This window comes from Micromonospora vinacea, assembly GCF_015751785.1.
GTDB lineage: Bacteria > Actinomycetota > Actinomycetes > Mycobacteriales > Micromonosporaceae > Micromonospora > Micromonospora vinacea.
This window is the reverse complement of the sequence record NZ_JADOTY010000001.1, coordinates 4,947,202-4,970,643: the sequence shown is the minus strand read 5'-3', so window position 1 is coordinate 4,970,643 and position 23,442 is coordinate 4,947,202. Positions and strand designations below refer to the sequence as shown.

The 23,442-nt window shown below is 71.5% G+C and carries 21 protein-coding genes and 1 pseudogene; 9 read left to right on the top strand and 13 right to left on the bottom strand.

Annotated elements, in window-relative coordinates; translation table 11 throughout:
• Positions 1 to 46: 46 nt before the first annotated feature.
• Entirely contained in the window at positions 47 to 1,975 is a 1,929-nt protein-coding gene (gene htpG, locus IW249_RS23210; protein WP_196922687.1) for a molecular chaperone HtpG, read from the bottom strand.
• A 150-nt stretch (positions 1,976 to 2,125) separates the two neighbouring features.
• Here htpG and IW249_RS23205 point away from each other — a divergent pair, with 150 nt between their 5' ends.
• Positions 2,126 to 2,824, top strand: a complete 699-nt coding sequence (locus tag IW249_RS23205) for an SDR family oxidoreductase (RefSeq protein ID WP_196922686.1) — start codon at positions 2,126 to 2,128, stop codon at positions 2,822 to 2,824.
• 60 nt (positions 2,825 to 2,884) lie between these two features.
• Here IW249_RS23205 and IW249_RS23200 read toward each other — a convergent pair whose 3' ends face one another.
• Positions 2,885 to 4,339, bottom strand: coding sequence for a M28 family peptidase (locus IW249_RS23200; protein WP_196922685.1), 1,455 nt, complete (start codon positions 4,337 to 4,339; stop codon positions 2,885 to 2,887).
• 196 nt (positions 4,340 to 4,535) lie between these two features.
• Between IW249_RS23200 and IW249_RS23195 the strand changes: the two genes are divergently transcribed.
• Positions 4,536 to 7,319, top strand: a complete 2,784-nt coding sequence (locus IW249_RS23195) for an ATP-binding protein (RefSeq protein WP_196922684.1) — start codon at positions 4,536 to 4,538, stop codon at positions 7,317 to 7,319.
• A 14-nt stretch (positions 7,320 to 7,333) separates the two neighbouring features.
• On the opposite strand, the gene IW249_RS23190 is transcribed toward IW249_RS23195, so the two are convergent.
• Together IW249_RS23190 and IW249_RS23185 are read right to left on the bottom strand one after the other, a co-directional pair.
• Positions 7,334 to 8,092, bottom strand: coding sequence for a hypothetical protein (locus IW249_RS23190; RefSeq protein WP_196922683.1), 759 nt, complete (start codon positions 8,090 to 8,092; stop codon positions 7,334 to 7,336).
• Entirely contained in the window at positions 8,089 to 8,589 is a 501-nt protein-coding gene (locus IW249_RS23185) for a SigE family RNA polymerase sigma factor (protein WP_196922682.1), read from the bottom strand. Before IW249_RS23185 ends, IW249_RS23190 begins: the two co-directional genes overlap by 4 nt.
• Positions 8,590 to 8,727: 138 nt before the next feature.
• On the opposite strand from IW249_RS23185, the gene IW249_RS23180 reads away from it, so the two are divergent.
• Positions 8,728 to 9,558 (top strand): DUF3152 domain-containing protein, encoded by an 831-nt coding sequence (locus IW249_RS23180; RefSeq protein WP_196922681.1) that lies wholly within the window; start codon positions 8,728 to 8,730, stop codon positions 9,556 to 9,558.
• Positions 9,559 to 9,579: 21 nt separating this feature from the next.
• Here the strand turns inward: IW249_RS23180 and IW249_RS23175 are convergent, their stop codons facing one another.
• From IW249_RS23175 to IW249_RS23165, 4 genes and pseudogenes are all read right to left on the bottom strand, one after another.
• Positions 9,580 to 10,227, bottom strand: a complete 648-nt coding sequence (locus IW249_RS23175) for a hypothetical protein (RefSeq protein WP_196922680.1) — start codon at positions 10,225 to 10,227, stop codon at positions 9,580 to 9,582.
• 126 nt (positions 10,228 to 10,353) lie between these two features.
• Positions 10,354 to 11,058, bottom strand: a complete 705-nt coding sequence (locus IW249_RS35350; RefSeq protein ID WP_443673252.1) for a S1 family peptidase — start codon at positions 11,056 to 11,058, stop codon at positions 10,354 to 10,356.
• A gap of 3 nt (positions 11,059 to 11,061) precedes the next feature.
• Positions 11,062 to 11,418, bottom strand: a pseudogene (locus IW249_RS35345) (snapalysin family zinc-dependent metalloprotease); the annotation flags it as partial.
• 337 nt (positions 11,419 to 11,755) lie between these two features.
• Positions 11,756 to 13,642 carry an FG-GAP-like repeat-containing protein gene (locus tag IW249_RS23165; RefSeq protein ID WP_196922678.1) on the bottom strand — a complete coding sequence of 629 codons (1,887 nt, stop codon included), beginning with the start codon at positions 13,640 to 13,642 and terminating at the stop codon, positions 11,756 to 11,758.
• 385 nt (positions 13,643 to 14,027) lie between these two features.
• On the opposite strand from IW249_RS23165, the gene IW249_RS23160 reads away from it, so the two are divergent.
• On the top strand, positions 14,028 to 14,591 hold the full coding sequence (locus IW249_RS23160; RefSeq protein ID WP_196922677.1) for an AMIN-like domain-containing (lipo)protein: 564 nt from the start codon (positions 14,028 to 14,030) through the stop codon (positions 14,589 to 14,591).
• Positions 14,592 to 14,668: 77 nt separating this feature from the next.
• On the opposite strand, the gene IW249_RS23155 is transcribed toward IW249_RS23160, so the two are convergent.
• From IW249_RS23155 to IW249_RS23135, 5 genes are all read right to left on the bottom strand, one after another.
• Positions 14,669 to 15,247, bottom strand: a complete 579-nt coding sequence (locus tag IW249_RS23155; RefSeq protein ID WP_196922676.1) for a dihydrofolate reductase family protein — start codon at positions 15,245 to 15,247, stop codon at positions 14,669 to 14,671.
• A complete protein-coding gene (locus IW249_RS23150; RefSeq protein ID WP_196922675.1) occupies positions 15,244 to 16,443 on the bottom strand; it encodes an RNA polymerase sigma factor in 1,200 nt (399 codons plus the stop codon). The genes IW249_RS23155 and IW249_RS23150 overlap by 4 nt, the downstream gene beginning before the upstream one ends.
• A 16-nt stretch (positions 16,444 to 16,459) precedes the next feature.
• Entirely contained in the window at positions 16,460 to 16,813 is a 354-nt protein-coding gene (locus IW249_RS23145; RefSeq protein WP_196922674.1) for a YciI family protein, read from the bottom strand.
• 39 nt (positions 16,814 to 16,852) lie between these two features.
• A complete protein-coding gene (locus tag IW249_RS23140) occupies positions 16,853 to 17,266 on the bottom strand; it encodes a DUF6069 family protein (protein WP_196922673.1) in 414 nt (137 codons plus the stop codon).
• A 259-nt stretch (positions 17,267 to 17,525) separates the two neighbouring features.
• Positions 17,526 to 17,840, bottom strand: a complete 315-nt coding sequence (locus IW249_RS23135; RefSeq protein ID WP_307788683.1) for an L-rhamnose mutarotase — start codon at positions 17,838 to 17,840, stop codon at positions 17,526 to 17,528.
• A gap of 165 nt (positions 17,841 to 18,005) precedes the next feature.
• On the opposite strand from IW249_RS23135, the gene IW249_RS23130 reads away from it, so the two are divergent.
• The 5 genes from IW249_RS23130 (at position 18,006) to IW249_RS23110 (ending at position 23,356) form a co-directional block, all read left to right on the top strand.
• On the top strand, positions 18,006 to 18,686 hold the full coding sequence (locus IW249_RS23130) for a response regulator (RefSeq protein ID WP_196922671.1): 681 nt from the start codon (positions 18,006 to 18,008) through the stop codon (positions 18,684 to 18,686).
• Positions 18,687 to 18,699: 13 nt separating this feature from the next.
• Positions 18,700 to 20,169, top strand: a complete 1,470-nt coding sequence (locus IW249_RS23125; protein WP_196922670.1) for a sensor histidine kinase — start codon at positions 18,700 to 18,702, stop codon at positions 20,167 to 20,169.
• Entirely contained in the window at positions 20,166 to 21,062 is an 897-nt protein-coding gene (locus IW249_RS23120; RefSeq protein ID WP_196922669.1) for a Gmad2 immunoglobulin-like domain-containing protein, read from the top strand. The genes IW249_RS23125 and IW249_RS23120 overlap by 4 nt, the downstream gene beginning before the upstream one ends.
• Positions 21,063 to 21,199: 137 nt before the next feature.
• Complete coding sequence (locus IW249_RS23115; protein WP_196922668.1) at positions 21,200 to 21,829, top strand: TetR/AcrR family transcriptional regulator; 630 nt, start codon at positions 21,200 to 21,202, stop codon at positions 21,827 to 21,829.
• Positions 21,830 to 21,862: 33 nt separating this feature from the next.
• Positions 21,863 to 23,356 (top strand): MFS transporter, encoded by a 1,494-nt coding sequence (locus IW249_RS23110; protein ID WP_196922667.1) that lies wholly within the window; start codon positions 21,863 to 21,865, stop codon positions 23,354 to 23,356.
• Positions 23,357 to 23,442 lie beyond the last annotated feature (86 nt).

Genomic DNA, 23,442 nt, shown 5'->3' with positions numbered 1-23,442 from the left:
CCGGCGGGCCGCCGCTCGGGCGGGCCGCCGGCCGGTGGTACGCCAGTTACAGGGTGCGCGCCAACCGATCGGCGAGCGTCCGGGTGAACCGGGCCGGGTCGGTCAGCTCACCGCCCTCGGCGAGCACCGCCAGGCCGTAGAGCAGCTCGGCGGTCTCGGTCAGCGCGGTGGGGTCGCTGCCCTGCTCGTGGGCCTTGCGCAGCCCGGACACCAGCGGGTGGCCCGGGTTGATCTCCAGGATCCGCTTGGTGGTGGGGAGCTCGTGCCCCATCGCCCGGTACATCTTCTCCAGGGTCGGGGTGAGGTCGTGGGCGTCGCCGACGACGCAGGCCGGTGAGGTGGTCAGCCGCGACGACAGGCGGACCTCCCGGACGCTGTCGGTGAGGGTGGTCCCCAGCCAGTCGAGCAGGCCGGCGAACTCCTGTCGCTGCTGCTCGCGCTCGGCCTCGGCCTGCTGCTTCTCCTCGTCGGTGTCCAGGTCGATCTCGCCCTTGGCGATCGAGCGCAGTGGCCGGCCGTCGTACGTGCCGACGCGCTCGACCCACACCTCGTCGACCTGGTCGGTGAGGAGCAGCACCTCGTGCCCCTTGGCCCGGAACGCCTCCAGGTGCGGGGAGTTCTCGATGGCGGCCCGGGACTCGCCGGTGGCGTACCAGATGTCGCTCTGGCCGTCCTTCATCCGCGACACGTAGCCGGCCAGGTCGGTGGGCTCGGCCGGGTCGTTGGTGGAGGCCACCGACAGAATGTCCAGCAGGGTGTCCCGGTTGTCGGTGTCGTCGATCAGCCCTTCCTTGACCACGGCGCCGAACTCGGTCCAGAAGGTGCGGTAGCGCTCGGCGTGGTTGGCCTTGAGGTCCTTGACCGTGGCGAGGACCTTCTTGACCAGGCGGCGGCGGACGATCTGGATCTGCCGGTCCTGCTGGAGGATCTCCCGGGAGATGTTCAGTGACAGGTCGTGCGCGTCGACAACGCCCTTGACGAAGCGCAGGTAGGTCGGGACCAGGGCCTCGCAGTCGTCCATGATGAAGACGCGCTTGACGTAGAGCTGGACGCCTCGGCGGCCCTGCGGGGAGAACAGGTCCAGTGGGGCGTGGCTGGGCAGGAAGAGCAGCGCCTCGTACTCGAAGGTGCCCTCGCCCTTCATGTGCACGACCTCGAGCGGGTCGGCCCAGTCGTGGCTGACGTGCTTGTAGAACTCGTTGTACTCGGCGGCGTCGACCTCGTCGCGGGGCCGCGCCCAGAGCGCCTTCATCGAGTTGAGGGTCTGCACCTCGCGGGTGGCGGCCTCACCGTCGGCGCCGGGGCGTTCGACGCTCATCCGGATCGGCCAGGCGATGAAGTCGGAGTAGCGCTTGACGATCTCGCGGACGGTCCACTCGGCGGTGTAGTCGTGCAGGTTGTCCTCGGTGTCGGCCGGCTTGAGGTGCAGGGTCACGGTGGTGCCCTGCGGCGCCTCGTCGACCGCCTCGATCGAGTAGGTGCCCTCGCCGGTGGACTCCCAGCGGGTGCCGCCGGTCTCGCCGGCCTTGCGGGTCAGCAGGGTGACCCGGTCGGCGACCATGAACGCGGCGTAGAAGCCGACGCCGAACTGGCCGATGAGGTCCTGCTTGGCGTGGGCGTCGGCGGACTCGCGCAGCTGGCGCAGCAGCTCGGCGGTGCCCGACTTGGCGATGGTGCCGATCAGCTGGACGACCTCGTCGCGGGTCATCCCGATGCCGTTGTCCCGCACGGTGAGGGTGCGGGCGTCGCTGTCGATCTCCAGTGCGACGTGCAGGTCGTCGGTGTCGGCGACGAGGTCCTTGTCGACGAGGGTGGCCAGCCGGAGCTTGTCCAGTGCGTCGGACGCGTTCGAGATGAGTTCCCGCAGGAAGACGTCCTTGTTCGAATAGATCGAGTGGACCACCAACTGGAGGAGCTGACGCGCCTCGGCCTGGAATTCCAACGTTTCGGCCTGGTTGCTCACACCGTCTCCCATCTCGGCTCGTGCGGAGGTTCGCGGAAAGGATACGAGTCGTCACCGGTCCGGCTGTGGGCGCGTCCGGGTCGTATTCCCGATCCGGTCGGCCCAGCGTGGTGAGATAGCTGACTTTGCCTGACAGAAGTCAGGTCGGATAGCGTGACGGCCATGAAGATCGCTGGAAGCACCGCCCTCGTCACCGGCGCCAACCGTGGCTTCGGCCGACACCTGGCCGCCGAACTCCTCGCCCGGGGCGCCACCGTCTACGCCGGCGCCCGCAACCCCGACAGCGTCGACCTGCCCGGCGTGACGCCGGTACGGCTGGACATCACCGACCCCGCCTCGGTGGCCGCCGCCGCGAAGCTGGCAGGCGACGTGAACCTGCTGATCAACAACGCCGGCATCGAGACCGGCACCAACCTGCTCGACGGCGACCTGGACCTCGTCCGGCTGGAGCTGGAGACCCACTACTTCGGCAACCTGTCAATGGTCCGGGCGTTCGCGCCGATCATCGCGGGCAACGGCGGCGGAACGATTCTCAACGTGCTCTCCGCGCTGTCCTGGGTGAACTTCCCCGGCGTCGGGGCGTACGGCGCCGCGAAGTCGGCCGAGTGGGCGATGACAAACGCGCTGCGCGTACAGCTCGCCGAGCGGGGCGTCCGGGTCTCCGGCCTGCACGTCGGCTACATGGACACCGACATGACCGCCGGGGTCGACGCCCCGAAGTCCGACCCGGCGGTGATCGCCCGGATCGGGGTGGACGGCATCGAGGCCGACGCGTACGAGATCGTCACCGACGAGACCAGCCGCCAGGTGCAGGCCGGGCTGGCCGGCGGCGTCGCCGCTCTCTACCCACAGCTCCCCTGACCCACGACGCGACGGGCCGCCACCGGTAGAAACCAGTGGCGGCCCTTCCCGGGTACGCGGTCAGCTCGCCTGCAACGTCACGTCGTCGATCACGAAGGTGGTCTGCAACGACGAGTCCTCGGTGCCGGTGAACCGCAGCGTCACCGCCTGCCCGGCGAACGCGGCCACGTTGAGGGTGCGCTGCACGTAGCCGGTTGCGGCGTTGAGATTCGAGTACGTCGCCAGCGTGGTCGAACCCGCCTGTACGGTGAGCCGGTCGTACGCCGTGGAACTGGTGGTCTCGGCGGTGTCGATGTGCAGCCAGAACGACAGCGTGTACGTGGCGCAGCCGGCCGGCAGTGACACCGACTGCGACAGGCTCTCGGTGCGGGTACTGCCGTACCCGTTGAGCCACGCCTTGTACGACCCGGTCCGGGCCGGCTGGCCGCTGGCGTTGGTGATCACGCCGGAGGACGCGGTCCACGGCGTGCTGCCGCTCTCGAATCCACCGTTTGCGACCACTTGACCGCCGGTGCAGCTCGGGGTCCCGCCGCTCACGGCGAGCTGCCACAGCGCGTACGCGACACCGTCGGCCGCCCGGTTCAGCACTGTGGCGCTGACGTTTGCGGTGGTGTCACAGGACCGGTGGTAGCACGGGTCGTACGCGGCGTTGGCGGTGCCGCCCCACTTGGCCGCCTGGGAGCTGGTCTTGCGGGCGCTGGCGCCGGCGGCGTAACCCGAGGTGGGGATGCCGGCCTGCTGGAAGTAGTAGTCGTCGGAGCGGCCCTGACCCTCGACGTTCTCCTCCGGTTGCAGGCCCAACGAGTCCCAGTACGCCTTCAGCGGCGCCGCCGTGGTCGAGCTGACCCGGTTGATGAAGTAGCCGCCGTTGGTCGAGCCGACCATGTCGAAGTTGTAGTAGCCCTTGATGTAGCCGCGCTGGGTGGTGCTGAGCGAGTTGACGTAGAACCGGGAGCCGTTGAGCCCCTGCTCCTCGTCGGTCCACCAGGCGAACCGCACCCGCTTGGTCATGGTCGGGTTCCGCGAGGCCAGGACCAGCGCGTTCTCCAGCAGGGTCGACGAGCCGGTGGCGTTGTCGTTGATACCCGGACCGGCCGAGACGCCGTCCAGGTGCGCGCCGAACATGACCACCTGGTCAGCCGGGCCGCCGGGCCACTCGGCGATCAGGTTGTTCGAGGGGTACCTGCAGCTGGAGCAGTACTGCTCGCTGACGGTGTAGCCGGCCGCCTGGAGCCTGGTCTTGACGTAGGTGAGCGAGGCGGTGTAGCCGGCGGAGCCAGCCCGTCGGTTGCCACCGTTGCTGGTGGCGATGGTGTTGAACTGGGTCAGGTGCGCCTGGACGTTGGTGACGGAGATGTCCGGTGCGGCCAACGCGGCGGCGGCCGCGGCGATCGGCCGGGTCACCGCCGTCGTCGCGGTCGAAGGTGACGCGGTCGCCGGCTGGGTGGCCAGCGTCACCGTCATCCCGGCGAACACGGCGAGCGCGGTTCCCGCGCTCAGCGTTCTGCCTCTCATGGGGGCTCCTCGGGGGGTTGGAGAGATACCCGAGACACTTACAGATATCTATTTCTTGAGCATCGGTCGTTCGTCCCGAACCGCCGCCGGTTCGACGGTGGGTACCGGCGTCGGCACAGGTGAGTAGAGGTGTCAGGATGGGTAGGTAACGCGGCAGGGTCGTCGGGCCCGGAACGGGGGCTTGCGATGGGGTCGGATGAGCGTGACGCGACCCACCACTGACCTGTTCCTCGGTGGCGGCGACACCGGGCGGTTGATGGCACAGCTGGACTGGGCCCGCACCCCCCTCGGCCCGGTCGACGGATGGCCGCAGAGCCTGCGCGCCGCCGTGCGGATGGTGCTCTCCTCGCGGTACCCCATGCTGCTGCTCTGGGGCGAGAGTTACTCCCAGCTCTACAACGACGCGTACTCGGCGCTGATCGGCGACAAGCACCCGGGCGCGCTCGGCGACGACGTACGGGTGACCCTGGCCGAAGGCTGGGACGTGCTCGCCCCGCTGATCGAGGAGGCCATGGCGACCGGGGTGGCCAGCTGGGTCCCGGCGCTGCAACTGCTGCTCGAGCGGGCCGGCTACCGCGAGGAGGCGTACTTCAGCGTCTCGCACGCCCCGGCCCGCGACGACGACGGCCACACCGTCGGCGTGCTGACCGTGTGCAGCGAGGTCACCCAGCAGGTGGTCGGCGAACGCCGGCTCCGCCTCCTGCGCGACCTGTCAGTGCTCGGCGACGGGCGCACCGTCGACGTGGACGCCACCGCCACTCGGCTGATCGACGTGATCGACGGCCATCCCCTAGACGTGCCGTTCGCCGCCATCTACCTGCGCGACGGCACGGCGCTGCGACGGGTGGCCTGCACCGGCGGCGACCGGGCGCACGCTCGGGCCCTGCCGGACGCCGTCGAGCTGACCGACCCGGGCCCGCCCGCGTACGCCTGGGGGCTGGCGGACGCCGCCGAGGGTCGGGCGACCCGGGTGACCGACGTCGCCGACCGGCTGCCGCTGCCCGCCGGCCCGTGGAACGACCCGGTCCGCACCGCGCTGGCGCTGCCGCTGCCCTCCGCCGACGAGGATCAGCCCCTCGGCGTCCTACTCGCCGGGGTCAGCCCCAGCCGAGGGCTCGACGAGGCGTACCGCTCCTTCCACCAACTGCTCGCCCAGCAGATCTCCGTGGCGCTGCGCAACGCCCAGGAGTACGAGGAGGAGCGGCGCCGGGTCGAGGCGATGGCGGAACTGGACCGGGTCAAGACCGACTTCTTCGCCAACGTCAGCCACGAGTTCCGTACCCCGTTGACCCTGATCCTCGGCCCGCTGACCGACGCCCTCACCGACGCCACCGCACCGCTGGCGGCGGTGCAGCGGGAGCGGGTGGAGACCGGCTGGCGTAACGCCACCCGACTGTTGACGCTGGTCAACAGTCTGCTCACCTTCTCCAGCCTGGAGGCCGGGCGCGCGCGCAGCGACGCCCGGGTGGTCGACCTGGCCGCGCTGACCGCCGAGCTCGCCGGGGTGTTCCGGGCCGCCGTCGAACGGGCCGGGCTGACCCTCGAGGTGAGCTGCCCACCGCTGCCCCGGCCGGTCTCGGTCGACCCGGTCAACTGGGAACGCATCGTCACGAACCTGCTCTCCAACGCACTGAAGTACACGTTCATCGGCCGCATCCGGGTCACCCTCGACGCCGACGACGAGGAGGTGCGCCTCACCGTCGCCGACACCGGCATCGGCATCGCGGAACGGGACCTGCCGAAACTGTTCGAACGCTTCCACCGGGTACGGGGCGCCCGCTCGCGCAGTCACGAGGGCACGGGCATCGGCCTGGCCCTGGTGCACGAGTTGGCCCGGCTGGAAGGCGGTGACGTGCGAGTGACCAGTCAGGTGGGCGTCGGCAGCAGGTTCACCGTGGCGCTGCCCTGGTCGGCGGCGCACCGCACCGCGGTCACCGGCCCGGCGGTGGACGGGCGGGGTGACGCGGCCCGCGCCGCCGTCGAGGAGGCGATGGGCTGGCTCACCGAGCAGGGCGACGCGGTGACAGAACCCGATCCCGCGTTCGGGCCGGCCACCGACGACCTGGCCGGGGCCCGGATCCTGCTCGCCGACGACAACGCCGACATGCGGGCGTACCTCACCCGACTGCTCACCGGGCAGGGCTGGCGGGTGCGGGCCGTCACCGACGGCCGGCAGGCCCTCGACGAGATTCACCGCGACCCGCCCGACCTGGTCCTGACCGACGTGATGATGCCGGTACTGGACGGCTTCGACCTGGTGCGCCGGCTACGCGCGGACCCGGCGACCCGGGCGCTGCCGGTGCTGGTGCTGTCCGCCCGGGCCGGCGGGGAGGCCAGCGTGGAGGGCCTGAGCCTGGGTGCCGACGACTACCTGGTGAAACCGTTCGCCGCGGCCGAGTTGCTGGCCCGGATCCGGGCCAGCATCCGCCGAGCCCGCGACCGTACCCCCGCGGCGGCGATCGGCGGCGACCCGGCGACGGTCGCTGCCCCGACGCCGCCGACCCGACCCGCCCCGGTCGGCCCCGTTCCGCCGACCCCGATGGTCGAAACCGTCAGCGACGTGTCAGTGGTGGTGGAGGCGCCGCTCGACCCGGACGGGCTGGGCGACCTCCTGGACGTCGGATGGACGTACCCGTCCGCACCCACCTCCGCCGCCGCGATGCGTCGGGACGTCCGGGGCGCACTGGGCGAACTGGACGTCGACCCGGACGTGCTCGAAGATCTCCTGCTCGCCGCCTCGGAGGCCATGAACAACGCCGTCGAGCACGCGCAGCGGCCCAGCCGACCGGAGGTGCGGGTGCGCGTCCAGGTGGGTGGCGGGCTGGTCCGGATCTCGGTACGGGACTTCGGCACCTGGCGGGACCGCCGGCCGGCGATGGACCGGGGGCGCGGCGCGCTGCTGATGAACGCCTACGGCGACGTGCGGCTGGTCTCCACCGCCGAGGGGACGACGGTGACCATCGAGCGTCGACTGGGCTGAGCGCCGGCAGCGCGTCAGAGTCGGCCGCCGCCGGCGTCGCGGGCGATGATGCCGTCCAGCCGCTCCCCCGGCGTGAGCCGGGCCGGGTCGAACCAGAAGATCAGCACCTGCTTGTCGCCACTCCATGGCGCCACTCGGGCGTCGACCTGCCGACCGTCGACGGTGCCGATGATCCGCTTGGCGGGGCCAACGAAGTAACCGAAGGTGGGCACCGGCGAGGCGAAGCGCTCGTCGTAACCGATCTGGTGGAACCCGGCGCGACGGTCGCTGCCCTCCACGTCGTTGACCAGGAGGTCGGTGCTCAACGAGCCGTCCGGAGCCTGGCGACCGGCGGCCAGTCCCATGGACACCTTGGGTTCGCCGGGCACGGACACCCGGACGAAGTAGTAGACCCGACGCTCGGCGCCGTGCCGCACCCCGCTGTCCACGATCTGGCCGAGGGGCTTCGGTGGCGGCTCGTCGCGGCCCACCGTCGGCGGCGGCGTGGAGCCCGGCGACTTCTCCGCCCACGGCGAGACACCGGCCGACGGTGGAGCGACGGCGACCGGCGGCGGGTGCTCGGTCGGCGCCGGATCGCCCGGACCGGACGCGCCGACCGCCACCACGACGACCACTGCGGCCAGGCCGGTCGCGAGCGTCGCCGCCCCGGCTCCGGCGACGCGCCGACGGGTACGCAACCGGCGTCCCTCGCGCATGACGGTGGCCAGGTCGAGCACGGCGTCGGGGCGCTCGGTCGCCCGCATGGCGTGGCGGAGCCGGTCCAACTCGCTCATCGGCGCGCCTCCTCATCGGCCGTGCGGGGCGTGGCGCTGCGCAACTTCTCCAACGCTCGCGAGCTGGTGCTCTTGACGGTGCCGACGGAGACGGCGAGTTCCCGGGCCACCTGTGCCTCCGGCAGGTCGAAGTAGTAGCGCAGGACGACGATGGCGCGCTCCCGGGGGCTGAGCGCACCGAGGATGGTGATCAACCAGCGCCGGGTGGTCACGTCGTCGGCCACGTCGCCCCGCCGCTGCTCCGGCACCTCGTCGGTCGGGTACTCCCGCATCGGCCGTCGCCACCCGTCGACCAGATGGTTGACCAGCGTGCGGCGGGCGTACCCATAGGCGTCGTCGTCGTGGATCCGCGACCATGACGCGTAGGTCCGGACCAGGGCGGTCTGCGCGGCGTCCTCGGCCTGGTGGTGGTCGCCGGTCATCAGGTACGCGGCGTGCACCAGTCGCGCGGACGCCGCCCGCGCGAACTCGACGAATTCCGCGTCACCCCGCGCCACCGCGAACCCTCCCCGTGCCACAGAGCTAGAGACGGGCGGGGCCGGCAAAAGGTTGAGCCCTGGGTCACATCAACTTTTCGCCACTGTCACCCGTCTTCTCCTCCGCGCCGCCGCCGAGCGACGCGCGAGGGGAGAGACATGTCGACGAAGGCTACCCGCCGCTGGGGTCCCGCCTGGATGGCGTCGCTGCTGGTGGTGGCGCTGCTCACCGGATGCGGCCTACCGGCCGCCGGGCAACCCGCCACCGACCCGGTCGCCGCCGGACCGCTGACCGGCGCGGCGGCGACACCGACCGGTCGGCCGACGGCGACCGTCGAGGTCCGACCCAGCACCCCGCCCGTCATCCCGGTCAGCTACCCCGCCACCGGTGGTAACCGCTGGTCGGTGGCGCCCGGCGAGAACACGCCCGGGCGTGCGACGACCGGCCAGTTGATGCGCTACCGGGTCGCCGTGGAACGCGACATCCGGGGCCTGCCGGCGAAGGACATCGCCACAGCGATCACCGCGACGTTGAACGACCCGCGCGGGTGGACGGCCGGCGGGGCGTGGCGGCTGCGCCGGGTCGGTGCCGGCGAACCGACCGACCTCACCATCTACCTGGCGACCCCCGGCACCCGTGACACCCTCTGCCAGGACGTGCCGGACGCCTACACCTCCTGCCGCAACGGTGCCCGGGTGGTGCTCAACGTGGCGCGTTGGGTCAAGGGTGTACCGGGTTACGGGGCGAACCTGGGCACCTACCGGCAGTACATGGTCAACCACGAGGTGGGGCACAAGCTCGGGTACGGCCACGAGCGGTGCCCCGGGCGAGGTCGGCCGGCGCCGGTGATGCAGCAGCAGACGCTGGGCCTGCACGGCTGCACCGCGAACGCCTGGCCGTACCCGAAGGGCAAGACCCGCTACAGCGGGCCGGTCGGGGCGTACGACGACGGGATCCCCCGGCGTGAGGGCGCCTACTCGGCAGCCTGAGACCGACGGCGGGGCGCGCCCTCAGGTGCGCCGGCGGCGCTCCTGTTCGAGTCGCTCATCCTGGCGGCCCATCTCGTAGATGGCATTGAGGCTGGTCGGCAAGCGGCTGACGTTCTCCGGCATCGGGCCGGGATCCGGTGCCGGGTCGGAATCCGGTACCGGGCCGGGGTCGGGTGCGGCGGCGGGGACCGGGGCCCGGCGGCGCACAAACAGCAGTGCCAGGGCCGCGAGGACCGCCACGACCAGCAGGTACGACGTGGGTGGCCAGGCACTCCAGCTGGGGTCGGCGAGGGCTGGCGGGGCGGTCGGCGCGGGGGCGTCGCCGTCGGGCCTGGGCACGGCGGCCTCGCGGGTGCCGGTGCCCTCGTCGGCGGTGCGGCGATCGGGCGCGGCGGGTGCGCGAAGACCGCCCGCCGATCCGGCGGGCACCGGGATCGCGCTGGACTCCACCGGGCTGGGCTGACCGGCGACCGGTGGCCGACTCGGCGTGGACGCCCCGGTGGGGGTGGCGCTCGACGGCGGAGCGGCACTCGGCGTGTCGCCGCCGAGCAGGTCGTCGACGATCTGGCCGACGCCACCGATGATGTCGCCGAGCGGATCCGAGGTGGCCGACGGGGACGGCGCCGGCGCGAGGGCGAGGGTCAGCGCGAGGACGACGACGGTAGGCATGACGCCACCTCCGATGTGCCGGATATGCCACGCACCGTATCGCATCGTGAGATGGCGTGGGTGGCACCGGCACACCGGGGCGGGGGCGCGTCTGGTGCTCGCCCCCGGCCGCGGTGTCGCTGATGGTCAGACGGGCAGCCCACCCACCTGAGTGGAGATCCACGAGCGGATCGACGGCAGGTCGACGTAGATGGACGGGCCGGTGGCGCAGGTGGAGTTGTTGTTGCCGGCCCGACTCGTCGCGCCGATCAGGTTCCACACCCCGTTGACCCGGCGCACCTGCGGCCCGCCCGAGTCGCCGTAGCAGGCACCCGAGTTGCCGTTGGTGTTGTTGGTGCAGATCTCGTACGGGCCGTTGATGCCGGAGCACCGGCTGTCGGCCACGATGGACGTGTCGAGCTCGTTGGCCACCGCCGGAGCCGACCCGCAGCCCCGCGGGGCGCAGGTCTGGCCCCAGCCGATGATCCGGGTGGCGGTGCCGACCGCGCCGGAGGTGCTCGGGATCGGGGCCGGCGCGTACGTGACCGAGCTGGCCAGTTGCAGCAGCTTGACGTCGACGCTCGGGTGGTTGACCGCACGGGTCACCCGCACCACTGTCCCGCCGCTGGTGCGGTTGATGCTGCCCACCCGCACCGAGGACGGCGTCGAACAGTGCTTGGCGGTGACCGCCCAGTTGCCCTTGATCAGGGTGCCGGTGCAGCCGGAGACGTACACCATGAAGGGGTAGTTTTCGGTGGCCGGCCGGCCACCGACCACAGTCGGGCCGATGTCCGAGGCGCCGTTCCAGGTGTATGTCGTGCTGGCCGGCGCGGCCAGTGTGCCGGCGAACAGCGAGTTCACCCGGCTCGCCTCTGCGGCGCTGGGGTTCGCGTTGCGGCAGGAGACCGGTGCGCTGCTGCCGGACATCAGGTCGGAGCAGAGGCCGGTGCGCCGGTCCGGCAGGCCCAGGATGTGGCCGACTTCGTGGGTGGCGATGCGGGTGCGGTCGTAGCCCTGGTTGACGGCCGTGCGGCCCATCCAGATCCGGCCCGAGCCGAGGCCGGTCGGCTGCGCGCGGGGCCAGCCGTCGTCGACGTAGATGGTGATGCTGGCCGGGGTGCCGGCCAGGAGTCGGACGTTGCTGACCCGGCTGTTCCAGATCTGCGCCGCCTGGTCGAAGTTGGTGCGGAACTCGCCGGTCCGGCTGGCGTCGTAGTAGACGGTCCGGACGGCGGCGGCCGGCGCACCGGTGGCGAGTTGCGTCCCGGCCGCCGCCAGGATCGCCACCAGCATGGCCAGCGCCACACGTCGCACTTGTCGTCGGAACATCGGGTACTCCCCTACTGTCGTCCGGCGACCATCGGCCGCCAGTCATCGATGTACGCCGATATTAGTGTGACGGCGTTCGATGTTCGGCATAGCGGAAGCGTCATACCGGCGACGTAGACGGCGGTTGCGCCACCCGGCACCTGCCACGGCGCCCGGACAGCGGCGCGGCCTCCGCCTTCCTTCTGCGGAGGCCGCGCCGTGGGCAGGCCCGGATCAGTGCCTACCAGTTGCCGAGCACCAGGCGCCCGCCAACCTGACTGAGGCTGAACGGCCCGCTGTCGTACCAGACACGGGCGGCGAAGTTGCCGTTGCGCCAGACGTAGTACGAGAACGTGCCATCGCCGTGCTGGTAGGCCATCACGATGTCGTCCCTGCCGTCACCGTCCACGTCACCGGAGGCCATCCGATCACCGACGACGCTGAGCCGGAAGGCCCCGGAGTCGTAGTCACTGGTGCGGTTGAAGGAGTCACCGTCGGACAGCCACCGGTAGGTCCGCATCGTGCCGTCACCCTGGTCGTAGGCCATCGCCGGTTCCGCCTTGCGGTCACCGTTGAAGTCGCCGAGCACCAGGCGCCCGCCGACCCGGCTGAGGCTGAACGGCCCGCTGTCGTACCAGACGCTGGCTGCCGAGTTGCCGTTGCGCCACACGTAGTACGAGAACGTGCCATCCGGCTGCTGGTAGGCCATCACGATGTCGTCCCTGCCGTCACCGTCCACGTCACCGGAGGCCATCCGGTCACCGACCGCGCTGAGCCGGAACGGCCCCGAGTCGTAGTCGCTGGTGCGGTTGAACGAGTCCCCGTCGGACAGCCACCGGTAGATCCGCATCGTGCCGTCACCCTGGTCGTAGGCCATCGCCGGTTCCGCCTTGCGGTCACCGTTGAAGTCGCCGAGCACCAGGCGCCCGCCAACCTGGCTGAGGCTGAACGGTCCGCTGTCGTACCAGACACGGGCAGCCGAGTTGCCGTTGCGCCACACGTAGTACGAGAACGTGCCATCCGGCTGCTGGTAGGCCATCACGATGTCGTCCCTGCCGTCACCGTCCACGTCACCGGACGCCATCCGGTCACCCACGGCGCTGAGCCGGAAGGCCCCGGAGTCGTAGTCACTGGTGCGATTGAAGGAGTCACCGTCGGACAGCCACCGGTACATCCGCATCGTGCCGTCACCCTGGTCGTACGCGACGGTCGGGGCGGCACGCCCCGCCGGCTTCGGCGGGGATGGCGGCGTGGAGGATTTCACGATCTTCGTGTACCGCCGCGCCACGTAACTGGTGGCCCGGTGGCTGTCGATGGTCCCGGTGTCGATCGCGGCCGTCCGGATCTTCACCGGCGTCGACCCGAAGGTGTAGTAGGTGAAGTGCCGACGGTCGGTCTTCCAGCTCTTGAAGAGGACGACGTGCTTCGCGGCGAGGTTGAGGATGTCGCCGGCCTGTAGGTCCGCCTTGCTGATCTGGGTGGAGAACTGGTGCAACGTGTGCGTGCTGGGGTCGGCATTCAGGTGCCAGGCCATGCCCACGTAGCCGGAGCAGTCCCGCCGGTACTTGCGGGTGTGCGTGGGGTCCCAGGAGAACGCCCGCTGGCTGTACGGGCCGGGCTGATGGTCCACCCAACCCTGGGCGCGTTGCATGACCTCGGCTCGCGTGATCGACCCACCGATCGAGGAGGCCGACGCGGACATCTGACCACCGTCGGAGCCCTGGGTCGCCGAGGGATCCTCGGTCTCGTCACCCGGATCGTCGTCGGGCAGCTCGTCGCCGGGGTCGTTCAGTTGGCACCCGTCGAGCTGGGCCGCGATCTCGGTCGGCACCGACTCGTCGCAGACCCCGCCCGAGCCGACGTTGAGCGGCTTCCACTGCTGCGCCACATCCTCGTAGCGGAACAGCACGAACGACGCGTCGTACTCGCCCTCCGCCGGAACGACAGCGGTGGCCCAGGGCAGGGCGCAGCTCACGCTCTCCAGCACGGCCGGGTTCCCGGCCGCCTCGTCGGTGAGTGGGTCGGCCCGCAGACCGGCCAGCAGGGTGGCCGGCGTCGGGCACACCGGAGCCTCCGCCGCAGCGGCCTGGGACGGGATCCCACCCGGTATGGCGAGAACACCCGTCATCATCAGTACTGTCGCGAGCCTTCGCCCGCCGGATTCACGCACAGCCTTCCTCCCCGTTCGTTCGTTGACGGACGTCGGCACGTCGGATGGTCGAGGGCGAACTGCCCGCACCGCGGCGGACGTCAGTGGCTGAACGCACGTGTCACCCCGGATGCATCCGGAGCGCAACTCCCGACGGTGGCCACCCGCCGGGGAAGCGTCCGGAATGGAGGCTACGACAGCAGTCGATGTCCGTCTGTCCCCGATCTGACGGTCAGACCACCCGCTGTTACCCGGCGGTTACGTCGCAGCGAAGCTCCTGTGCCGGGGTAGGACGACGGTGGCGGCAGAGGGTCACCGGCAGCGCCGCCGCGGCGTGACCCCGACACCGAACGGAGAAAACACCATGAGGATCAGGAGCGCACTGACCGCGTTGGCGGTCGTCCTCGCCGGGCTGGTCGCCAGCGCCGGCAGCAGCACCGCCGCGGGCACCACGACCACTGCGGCGTACTGCGGGATCACCTGGGGCAGCGCGGAGAAGACGGCCGGCGCGCTGAGCGGCGCCCCGCTGGTCGACGTACGGACCGGCCGGCACGACTGCTACGACCGGGTGGTGTTCGAGTTCGCCGGCCCGGTCGACGGTTACGCGATCGGTTACGGCGAGACGTGGACCGAGGGCGAAGGGCTGGCGCTGTCGCCGTACACCGCCGGGGGCGCGCTACTGCGGGTCTCGCTGCGGGCCCCGGCGTACGACGACGACCACCTGGGCACGGTGCCCTACGCGGTCGGTGAGCACGTGGCGAACCTGCTGCGCTACCCGACGCTGCGCGACGTGGTCTTCGGCGGCAGCTTCGAGGGCTACAGCACCTTCGCGGTCGGAGTACGGGCCCGGTTGCCGTTCCGGGTGCTCGTACTCGCCGGCCCCGGCACCCACAGCCGGGTGGTGCTCGACGTCGCCCACCAGTGGTGACCGGAGCCGGCCGAACCGCGTGGCCGTCCGCCCGGGGTAGGGCGGATGGCCTGGCGGGGCACTGACCCGGGTCTCAGTCAGACGTGCAGGGTCGGCCGGTAGACGAGTTCCTGGGTGCGGCCGTCGAGGGTACGGCTCTCGACCAGCTCCAGGTCGAAGTCGGCCGCGCCCTGGAAGATCGGCTCGGTGCCGGTCTGTCCGGTGACCACCGGGAAGAGCGTCACCTGGACGAGGTCGACCAGCCCGGCGGCCATCAGCGCCCGGTTCATCGACAGGCTGCCGTGCGATCGCAGCGGCACGTCGGACTCCTCCTTGAGCCGGGCGACGACGTCGACGGCGTCGCCGCGCAGGACGGTCCCGTCCGGCCAGTCGAGGGGGCCCTCCAGCGTGTTCGACACCACGGTCGCCGGCAGGTTCCTCATCCGGGTCACCCAGGCGTCGCGGACCTCGGACTCCTCGGTGCTCGCGGCCAGCATCCGCGCAAACACCCGGTACGTGTTGGCCCCGAAGACCATGCGCTGCTCCGCGCTGTAGACGGACAGGCGGTGCGCAAGCAGTTCGGGGCCCTGCTTACCCCAGTAGCCGCCCCAGTTTCCGCTGGTGGTTCCGAAGCCGTCGAGGCTGGAAAAGACGTCGACGGTGTAGGTGGCGGTCATGATGCTCTCCATTCACGGGTGAGTTCGGTGCGACGCTTCTGTAGGTAGGCCCGCTCGGTCTCATTGGTGGCCAGGGCCGCGGCCTGGTCGTAGGCGGCTCGGGCCTCGTCGTCCCGTCCGAGCCGGGCCAGCAGCTCGGCCCGGGTGGCGGGCAGCCGGTGATAGCCCGGGAGGTCGACGTCCTCCAACGCGGCGAGGGCCACCGCCGGTCCGTGCACCTCGGCGACGGCGACCGCACGGTTGAGCGCGACGACCGGGGTTGGCGCGAGCGCGTGGAGCTGGTCGTACAGCGCCAGGACCTGCGGCCAGTCGGTGGTTGCGCCGTCGGTGTGCACAGCGCTGATCGCGGCCTGGATCTGGTACGGGCCGGGCCGGTTGCGGCGCAGGCACCGGCGGACCAGGCCGTGGCCCTCGGCGATGAGCGACCGGTTCCACAGTGACCGGTCCTGGTCGGCCAGCAGCACCAGTTCGCCGTTCGGGTCGAGCCGGGCCGGGCGGCGCGCCTCGGTCAGCAGCAGCAGGGCGAGCAGACCCAGGACCTCGGGCTCGTCGGGCATCAACGTGGCGAGTTCGCGGGCGAGCCGGATCGCCTCGCCGCACAGGTCCGTTCTGATCAACGGGCCGGCGGTGGCCGCGTAGCCCTCGTTGAACATCAGGTAGAGCACGGCGAGCACCGGCGGCAACCGGTCCGGCAGCTCGTGTTCGGCCGGTACCCGGTAGGGGATGCCGGCGTCGCGGATCTTCTTCTTGGCGCGCACGATCCGCTGGGCGACCGTCGCCTCCTGGACCAGGTAGGCCCGGGCGATCTCCGGTACGTCGAGGCCGCCGAGCAGGCGCAGCGTGAGGGCCGTCCGGGCGTCCGGTGCGAGCGCCGGATGGCAGCAGGTGAAGATGAGTCGCAGCTGGTCGTCCCGCACCGGTCCCACCTCTCGTGGCTCGTCGGGGTGATGCAGCAGCAGGGCCTGGGCGTGCCGGGCCTCGCGGGTCGACTCCCGGCGAAGCCGGTCGACGGCACGGTTGCGGGCGGTGGTCACGATCCAGGCGCCCGGATTCGGCGGCGGGATCTGCCACTTCTGCAGCGCCGTGGTGAAGGCGTCCTGGACCGCCTCCTCGGCGAGGTTGATGTCACCGAGGAGGCGGGTCAGCGTGGCGACGCAGCGGCCGTACTCCGCGCGGTAGATGCTCGCCAGGTCCATGTCGGGAGACCTGTGGTCAGGCCTGGGACAGGTCGTCGAAGGGACGCACCTCGACCGGGCCGCAGGCCGCCGCGCACCTCTCGGCCCAGGCCAGCGCCGCGTCCAGGTCCGCGCACTTGATGACCCAGAACCCGGCGATGTGCTCCTTGGTCTCGGCGAACGGCCCGTCGCTCATGGTGGCGGTGCCGTTGTCGACCCGGACGACGGTGGCGCTGTCCGGTGACGTGAGCCCTCCGCCGAAGACCCAGGCACCCGCGGCCTGCATGTCGTCGTTGATCCGGCCGGTCTCCCTGAACATGGTCTGCGTCTCCTCGTCGGACGGCGTCGGCGCGCCCTCGACGAAGTGCACTGACAACAGGTACTGCTTCATGACGATCCTCCGGTGGCTCGATGGTGGGATGGCGACAGGTCAGACGGCCAGGCGGCGCGCGACAGCGGGGATCACGATCGCGGCCGCGACCAGGTGGGTGAGCATGAGCAGCGCCTTGGTGGCCGTCCCGGCGTCGGCGATCACGTCCGGCACCAGGGACAGGACGGTCAGCACCACTGTCGTGCGGACGAACGTGCGCCGGGGCCGTCGGGCGAAACGGGCCAGCAGCGCGGCGATGACCACGCCGATCAGCGAGAAGACGGCGGTCAGCACGCCGAACCCCGTCACGGGGATCGGGGCTCCGGCCAGTTCGAGGCTGATCCCGGCCAGGTGGCCGACGGCGGCTACGGCCATGGTGGCGGCGCTCGCGGCGGCCGTGGCGGCGACACCGGTCCGGATCACCGCACCGACTGTCGACGCGGTGGCGTGGGTCGTGTTCGCAGTGGCGGTCATCGTGCCCTCCAGTGGGTGTGCGGCCCGTTGCGATGCCGGGCTCTCACCAGGGCTACGAACGGAACCGATCCCAATCGACAGCACGCCCGGAATTTTGTCGAAGAATTTCGACTCCGACGGAAGGCGAGACAGTTTCGGGACATAGCGGGCGAGCCGGACCACCGATTCTCGCAGCTCGCCCAACCCGCGCGCTGAAACGAGCCGTCAAACCCTCCCCACCTCGCACCCTCCCCCTCTCGTCGATCTGGGCCTCGTCGACCTAGGCCTCGTCGGGCAGGTGCCAGACCTCGCGCATCGGGGCCCACCAGTCCCCCGAGCCGGGCTCGGCGATCGACTCCTGACACGGATCGGTCAGCTTCCACCACTCCTGCGTCTGCGGGTCCGCGGCGATCAGCCGCAGGTCGGCCTCGTAGTCGTCGCCGACGTACTCGTAGTAGCCGAAGAGCAGGTCGTCGTGGAGAAAGATCGTGTAGTTACTGAAGTTCGCCTCGCGCAGCGTCTTCTCGACGCTCGGCCAGACCGCGGCGTGCAACCGCAGGTAGGTCTCTCGCTGCTCGGGGCGGAGTCGGATCACGCAGCCATGACGTTGCACGTCGTGCCCTTTCGTATGAACTGGTTTCAGGGGTGCCGAAGGCACTGACCGTAGCGGTTGGACGGTGCCCTCAGGGGGCCAGCCGGCCGCCGATGTCGACCGTTCTGCCAGGACTACGCACTGTGGCGCCGGGTCTACCCTCGGGTGATGGACGGCCGTGTGCTGGTGGTCGAGGACGACTTCTCGATCCGGGAGGTCACCGCCCTCGGTCTGCGCCGCGCCGGCTTCCGGGTCGACACCGCCGTGGACGGGCGGCAGGCCCTGGCCGCGTTCCGCGCTCACCCGGTCGACCTCATCGTGCTCGACATCATGCTGCCTGGCCTGGACGGTCTGGAGGTCTGCCGGGAGATCCGGCGAACCAGTCAGGTGCCGATCCTGATGCTGACCGCGCGCACCGACACCATCGACGTGGTGGTGGGGCTGGAGTGCGGTGCGGACGACTACCTGCGTAAACCCTTCGACCTGCCGGAGCTGGTGGCCCGGGTCCGCTCGGTGCTGCGCCGGGTGAGCGTGCCGGCCCCGTCGACAGTTCTCGAGGTCGACGGCCTGGAGATCGACCCGGGTGCCTTCGTGGTCCGCCGGCACGGCCGGGAGGTGACGCTCACCGCCACCGAGTTCCGCCTGCTACTGGAGCTGGCCCGTCGACCCGGTCAGGTCTTCACCCGGGAGCTGCTGCTGGACCTGGTCTGGAACCACGACTTCCTCGGCGACTCCCGCCTGGTCGACGTGGCGGTGCAGCGGCTACGCGCCAAGATCGAGGACGACCCGGCGCAGCCTCGGCTGATCCGGACCGTGCGCGGCGCCGGCTACAAGTTGTCGACGGGCTGACGGGGGGTCGGCGATGGCCGGACGCGCGGTGCTTCCGGGCCGCCTGCGGCGCCGGCTGACGATCGCGTTCGTCCTGGTCGCCGGCGTCTCGGCCGGTCTGCTCGCCGGCGGGACCGGGCTGCTGCTGCGACAGTCCTGGCTGGACGCGTCGCTGCGCGAGGCGGCCGCCGACGCCCGCTACCAACTCGTGCTCGCTGGGCAGTTCCTGCCGCTGACCGAGCAGCGCAGCACCGAACTGCTCACCAGCTTCGAGGCCAGCGGTCGGCACGTGCTGCTCGTCGACGGTCCGGCCCGCGCCTCACACCCCGCGTACGCCCCGGTGCTGGGCACCCGGCTGCGGGCCGTCGTCGCGGACGGGCGGCTCGGCTACCAGCGCTCCGCGCCGACGGAGCGGCCTCGGCTGCTGGTGATCGGCGGGCGCATCCCCGGCTCGACGGCCGAGCTGTACGTCCTGACCGTGGAGGACGACGTCGCCACCGACCTGGGTCAGCTGCGCACCGCGCTGGTGGCCGGCTGGGTGTTCGTGGTGTTGCTCGCCGCCGCTGTGGGTCACGCGTTGGCCCGCCGCACGTTGGAGCCGGTGGGCCGGGCCAGCCGGGCCGCCCGAGCGCTCACCGAGGGCCTGCTCGCCACCCGTCTGCCGGTACGCGGGCGCGACGAGTTCAGCGTCTGGGCGACGACGTTCAACGAGATGGCCGAGGCACTGGAGTCGAAGATCGCGGCGCTGTCGGCCGCGCAGGCCCGCGAGCGGCGGTTCACCGCCGACGTCGCGCACGAGCTGCGTACCCCGGTGACCGCGTTGGTGGCCGCGGCGTCGCTGCTGCGCGAGCACCTCGACGAGTTGCCCGACGACGCCCGGCCGGCGGCCCGGTTGCTGGTCGGCGACGTGGTCCGGCTGCGACGGCTGGTCGAGGACCTGATGGAGATCTCCCGGCTGGACGCCGGGCGGGAGCAGGTGGCCGTCGGGCCGGTCGACGCGTTGGCGCTGCTGCACGGTGTCGTCGCTGCGCGCGGCTGGTCGCCGCGGGTGCGGGTCACCGGTGATCCGGTCACGGTGCGCACCGATCGGCGTCGGCTGGAGCGCGTGCTGGCCAATCTGGTCGCCAACGCGGTCGAGCACGGCGGTGGAGAGATCACGGCCAGCGTCGCGGGCGCGGGCCGGCTTGTGGTCTTCGAGGTCACCGACCAGGGGCCCGGCATCCCGGCCGAGCACCTGTCCCGCGTGTTCGACAGGTTCCACCAGGTCGACAGGTCCCGATCCACTCCGGGCAGTGGGCTCGGGCTGGCCATCGCGCGGGAGCACGCCGAGCTGCTCGGCGGCGCGCTGGGCGTGCGTAGCGATCCGGGCGAGGGCACCCGGTTCCGGCTGGAGCTGCCCGCTGACGGCCCCGCCGGTCCGCACTGTGACGTGCCGCGCCCGGACGACCGCGCCGACCCGGGACGGGTTGGGCCTGCCGCTGGCCCGCCGGGCGGTGTGGGATGAGCCGCCGGGTCGGGCCGGTCGTACCGGTGCTGGTCGCGGCGCTCCTGCTCGGCGGCTGCGGCACTCCCCGCTCCGGTGACCTGGGCCCGGCGCCCACAGCGCCGCCGCCGAGCGGCGCACCCACCACCGACCGTCCGGTACCCACCCCGAGCCGGACCGCGGAGCTGACGCCATCGCCCACGAACCGGCCGCCGGGTCCGTCGGCGGCGGCGTCCACGGGCACGCGTCGGCCGGACCCGGTGAGCATCGAGCTGTGGTACGTCCGCGCCGGGCAGCTCGTGCCGACCCGGCGCACCCGGCCGGCCACTGTCGCGACGTCCCGGCTGGCGCTGACCGAACTGGCCGCCGGGCCGAGCCCGGCCGAGGCCGCCACCGGGATGACCACGGTGCTGTCGGACGACGTCGAGGTCACCCGCATCGCCGACGGCGTGGCGACGCTGCGGGTGCCGTCAACCGGCGACCCGGCCACCCGGCGGCTGTGCGAGGCGCAGGTGGTGTGGACGCTCACCCAGTTCCCCACGGTGCGTCAGGTCCGCTTCGACGGCGCGGCCCCTGTCGATCGGGCGGACTACACGGACCTGCTGCCACCGATCGTGGTCACCGGCCCGATCCCCGGCGAACGCGTCGCGGCCCCGCTCGTCGTCACCGGCACCGCCACCGTGTTCGAGGCCACTGTGAGTGTCCGGGTGCTGGACGCCGCCGGCCGGGAGGTGGCCACCGGTTTCGGCACCGCCAGTTGCGGCAGCGGCTGCCGGGGTGGCTACCGGGTGGTGGTCGGCTGGCGCACGGTCCGGGAACAGAAGGGCACTGTCGAGGTGTACGAGGTGTCCGCCGAGAACGGCGCGCGGATCAACACGATGGCGGTGCCGGTGGTCCTCGCCCCGGGCGGCTGACCACCCCGTTCACCCGCCGGACCCCCGCTAGAAACGCAATCGTTTCGTCGACCGAGTGCGAGGCAACTCACGAAAGCCTGCACGATCAGCCAATCGCGAACTAGGGTCAGTACGACATCGTTTCGCGGGGGGTCGGGATGCTGGGTGGTCAGCAGGTGGGCGCGGGTGCCGGGGTGCCGGCAGCCCGGGGTCCGCGCTGCACCGACAGCGCCCTGTTCACGGTCGTCATCGACACCCTGCGCGAGGTCGGCTTCGACCGGATGACCATCGACGCCGTCGCCGCCCGCGCCCACGTCAGCAAGGCCACCATCTACCGACGCTGGGACGGCAAGGCGGAGCTGGTCGTCGCCGCCCTGCGTGACCGGCACGTCGGTGTGCACAACCCGCCCGACACCGGCTCCCTGCGCGGGGATCTGATCGAGTTGCTGCGGGCCACGGCCGCGATCTGCACGGCCGACTGCGACCTGATGCAGGCGTTGACCTTCGCCATGCGGACCAACCCCGAGCTGGAACGCCTGGTGCGTCACCAGGTGCTGCCGGCCGGGCGGGTGGCCAGCACCGCCATCCTGGTCCGGGCCGCCGCCCGCGGGGAGATCCCGCCGGAGGCCGGCGAGCGGGAGTTGTTCCACGATCTGGCCCCCGCGCTCACCATGTCCCGCATCGTCGCGCACGGCCTACCCGCCGATGACGCGTTCCTCACCCAGGTCGTCGACCAGGTGCTGATCCCGGTCCTCCGCTATCAGCACGACCGTCCGTCTCCGGCCTGATTCACCGATATTCGCAACACGGAAGGCTTCACCATGCCCGGAACCACCTCGACCGCGCCCGGCGCGCCCAACGCCGGGACGTCGACAGGCGCACCGCACCCGCGGCGCTGGATCGCGCTTGCGGTCATCGCGGTCTCACAGCTGATGGTCGTCCTGGACGCCACCATCGTGAACATCGCGCTGCCGCAGGCCCAGGCCGACCTGGGAATCACCGACGCGAACCGGCAGTGGGTGATCACCGCGTACACGCTGGCCTTCGGTGGTCTGCTGCTGCTCGGCGGTCGCATCGCCGACTACTGGGGGCGCAAGCGCACCTTCCTGGTCGGCATGACCGGTTTCGCGCTCGCCTCCGCCCTGGGCGGTCTGGCCACCACCGGTGAGATGCTCTTCGCCGCCCGCGCGTTGCAGGGTGCCTTCGGCGCGCTGCTCGCCCCGGCCGCGCTGGCGCTGCTCACCGTCCTGTTCACCGAGGCCACCGAGCGGGCCAAGGCCTTCGCCGTGTACGGCGCGATCGCCGGCGGTGGATCGGCGGTCGGCCTGCTGCTCGGCGGGGTGCTTACCGAGTACGCCGACTGGCGCTGGTGCCTGCTGGTCAACATCCCGGTCGCTGCCATCGCCATCGCCTTCGCGCTTCCGCTGGTGCCGGAGAGCCGGGCCCACGGCAACACCCGCTACGACGTACCCGGTGCGATCGTGGTGACCGCCGGCCTGGTCTCCCTGGTGTACGGCTTCACCAAGGCCGCCGAGGACGGCTGGGACGCCACCGCGACGCTCGGTTTCATCGCCGCGGGCGTGGTGCTGCTCGCCGCCTTCGTGGTGATCGAGCTGCGCTCCAGCCACCCGCTGCTACCGCTGCGGATCCTGCTGGACCGCAACCGGGGTGGGGCGTTCCTCACCTCGACGCTGATCGGCGCCGGCCTGTTCGGGGCGTTCCTCTTCCTGACCTTCTACTTCCAGGTGGTGTTGCAGTACAAGCCCCTCGAAGCCGGTCTCGCGTCCCTGCCGGTCACCGCCGGTGTGCTCATCGCCGCCGGTGGCGCCAGCCAGCTGATGCCCCGGTTGGGTGCCAAGCCGCTGATGGTCGCCGGTTCGGCCCTCGCCGCCCTGGGCATGCTGGTGCTGACCCAGATCGACGTGGACACCCCGTTCCTCACCCACCTGCTGCCCGCGCAGGTCATCCTGGGCCTGGGGCTCGGCTTCACCTTCGTCCCGCTGTCCAGCCTCGCCCTGGTCGGGGTGCCGGAACACGACGCCGGGGCGGCCAGCGCGACGCTCAACGCCACCCAGCAGATCGGTGGCTCGCTCGGCACCGCGCTGCTGAACACCTTCTACACCAGCGCGGTCGCCGCCTACCTGGTCGGCCGGGCGCCGAACCCGGTCAACCAGGTCGAGGCGCTGGTGCACGGCTACCGGGTGGCCTTCGCCTGGGGCGCCGCGCTGATCGTGCTCGCCGGACTGGCGACCCTGGTCCTGGTGAAGGTCCGCAAGGAGGACATCCCGACCGGCAACACAGTGCACATGGGCTGAGCTGACCGACGTGGCCGCCGGCCGGAGCGCCCCGACCCTGGGGTGGGCCGGCCGGCGGTCACGTCCGGTAACGTCCCGACCATCGT

Bases quoted from the DNA above. Each gene is read 5' to 3' on its own strand.
- htpG (WP_196922687.1), bottom strand. From the start codon at position 1,975: ATGGGAGACGGTGTGAGCAACCAGGCCGAAACGTTGGAATTCCAGGCC.
- IW249_RS23205 (WP_196922686.1), top strand. From the start codon at position 2,126: ATGAAGATCGCTGGAAGCACCGCCCTCGTCACCGGCGCCAACCGTGGC.
- IW249_RS23200 (WP_196922685.1), bottom strand. From the start codon at position 4,339: ATGAGAGGCAGAACGCTGAGCGCGGGAACCGCGCTCGCCGTGTTCGCC.
- IW249_RS23195 (WP_196922684.1), top strand. From the start codon at position 4,536: ATGAGCGTGACGCGACCCACCACTGACCTGTTCCTCGGTGGCGGCGAC.
- IW249_RS23190 (WP_196922683.1), bottom strand. From the start codon at position 8,092: ATGAGCGAGTTGGACCGGCTCCGCCACGCCATGCGGGCGACCGAGCGC.
- IW249_RS23180 (WP_196922681.1), top strand. From the start codon at position 8,728: ATGTCGACGAAGGCTACCCGCCGCTGGGGTCCCGCCTGGATGGCGTCG.
- IW249_RS23175 (WP_196922680.1), bottom strand. From the start codon at position 10,227: ATGCCTACCGTCGTCGTCCTCGCGCTGACCCTCGCCCTCGCGCCGGCG.
- IW249_RS23165 (WP_196922678.1), bottom strand. From the start codon at position 13,642: ATGACGGGTGTTCTCGCCATACCGGGTGGGATCCCGTCCCAGGCCGCT.
- IW249_RS23160 (WP_196922677.1), top strand. From the start codon at position 14,028: ATGAGGATCAGGAGCGCACTGACCGCGTTGGCGGTCGTCCTCGCCGGG.
- IW249_RS23155 (WP_196922676.1), bottom strand. From the start codon at position 15,247: ATGACCGCCACCTACACCGTCGACGTCTTTTCCAGCCTCGACGGCTTC.
- IW249_RS23150 (WP_196922675.1), bottom strand. From the start codon at position 16,443: ATGGACCTGGCGAGCATCTACCGCGCGGAGTACGGCCGCTGCGTCGCC.
- IW249_RS23145 (WP_196922674.1), bottom strand. From the start codon at position 16,813: ATGAAGCAGTACCTGTTGTCAGTGCACTTCGTCGAGGGCGCGCCGACG.
- IW249_RS23140 (WP_196922673.1), bottom strand. From the start codon at position 17,266: ATGACCGCCACTGCGAACACGACCCACGCCACCGCGTCGACAGTCGGT.
- IW249_RS23130 (WP_196922671.1), top strand. From the start codon at position 18,006: ATGGACGGCCGTGTGCTGGTGGTCGAGGACGACTTCTCGATCCGGGAG.
- IW249_RS23125 (WP_196922670.1), top strand. From the start codon at position 18,700: ATGGCCGGACGCGCGGTGCTTCCGGGCCGCCTGCGGCGCCGGCTGACG.
- IW249_RS23120 (WP_196922669.1), top strand. From the start codon at position 20,166: ATGAGCCGCCGGGTCGGGCCGGTCGTACCGGTGCTGGTCGCGGCGCTC.
- IW249_RS23115 (WP_196922668.1), top strand. From the start codon at position 21,200: ATGCTGGGTGGTCAGCAGGTGGGCGCGGGTGCCGGGGTGCCGGCAGCC.
- IW249_RS23110 (WP_196922667.1), top strand. From the start codon at position 21,863: ATGCCCGGAACCACCTCGACCGCGCCCGGCGCGCCCAACGCCGGGACG.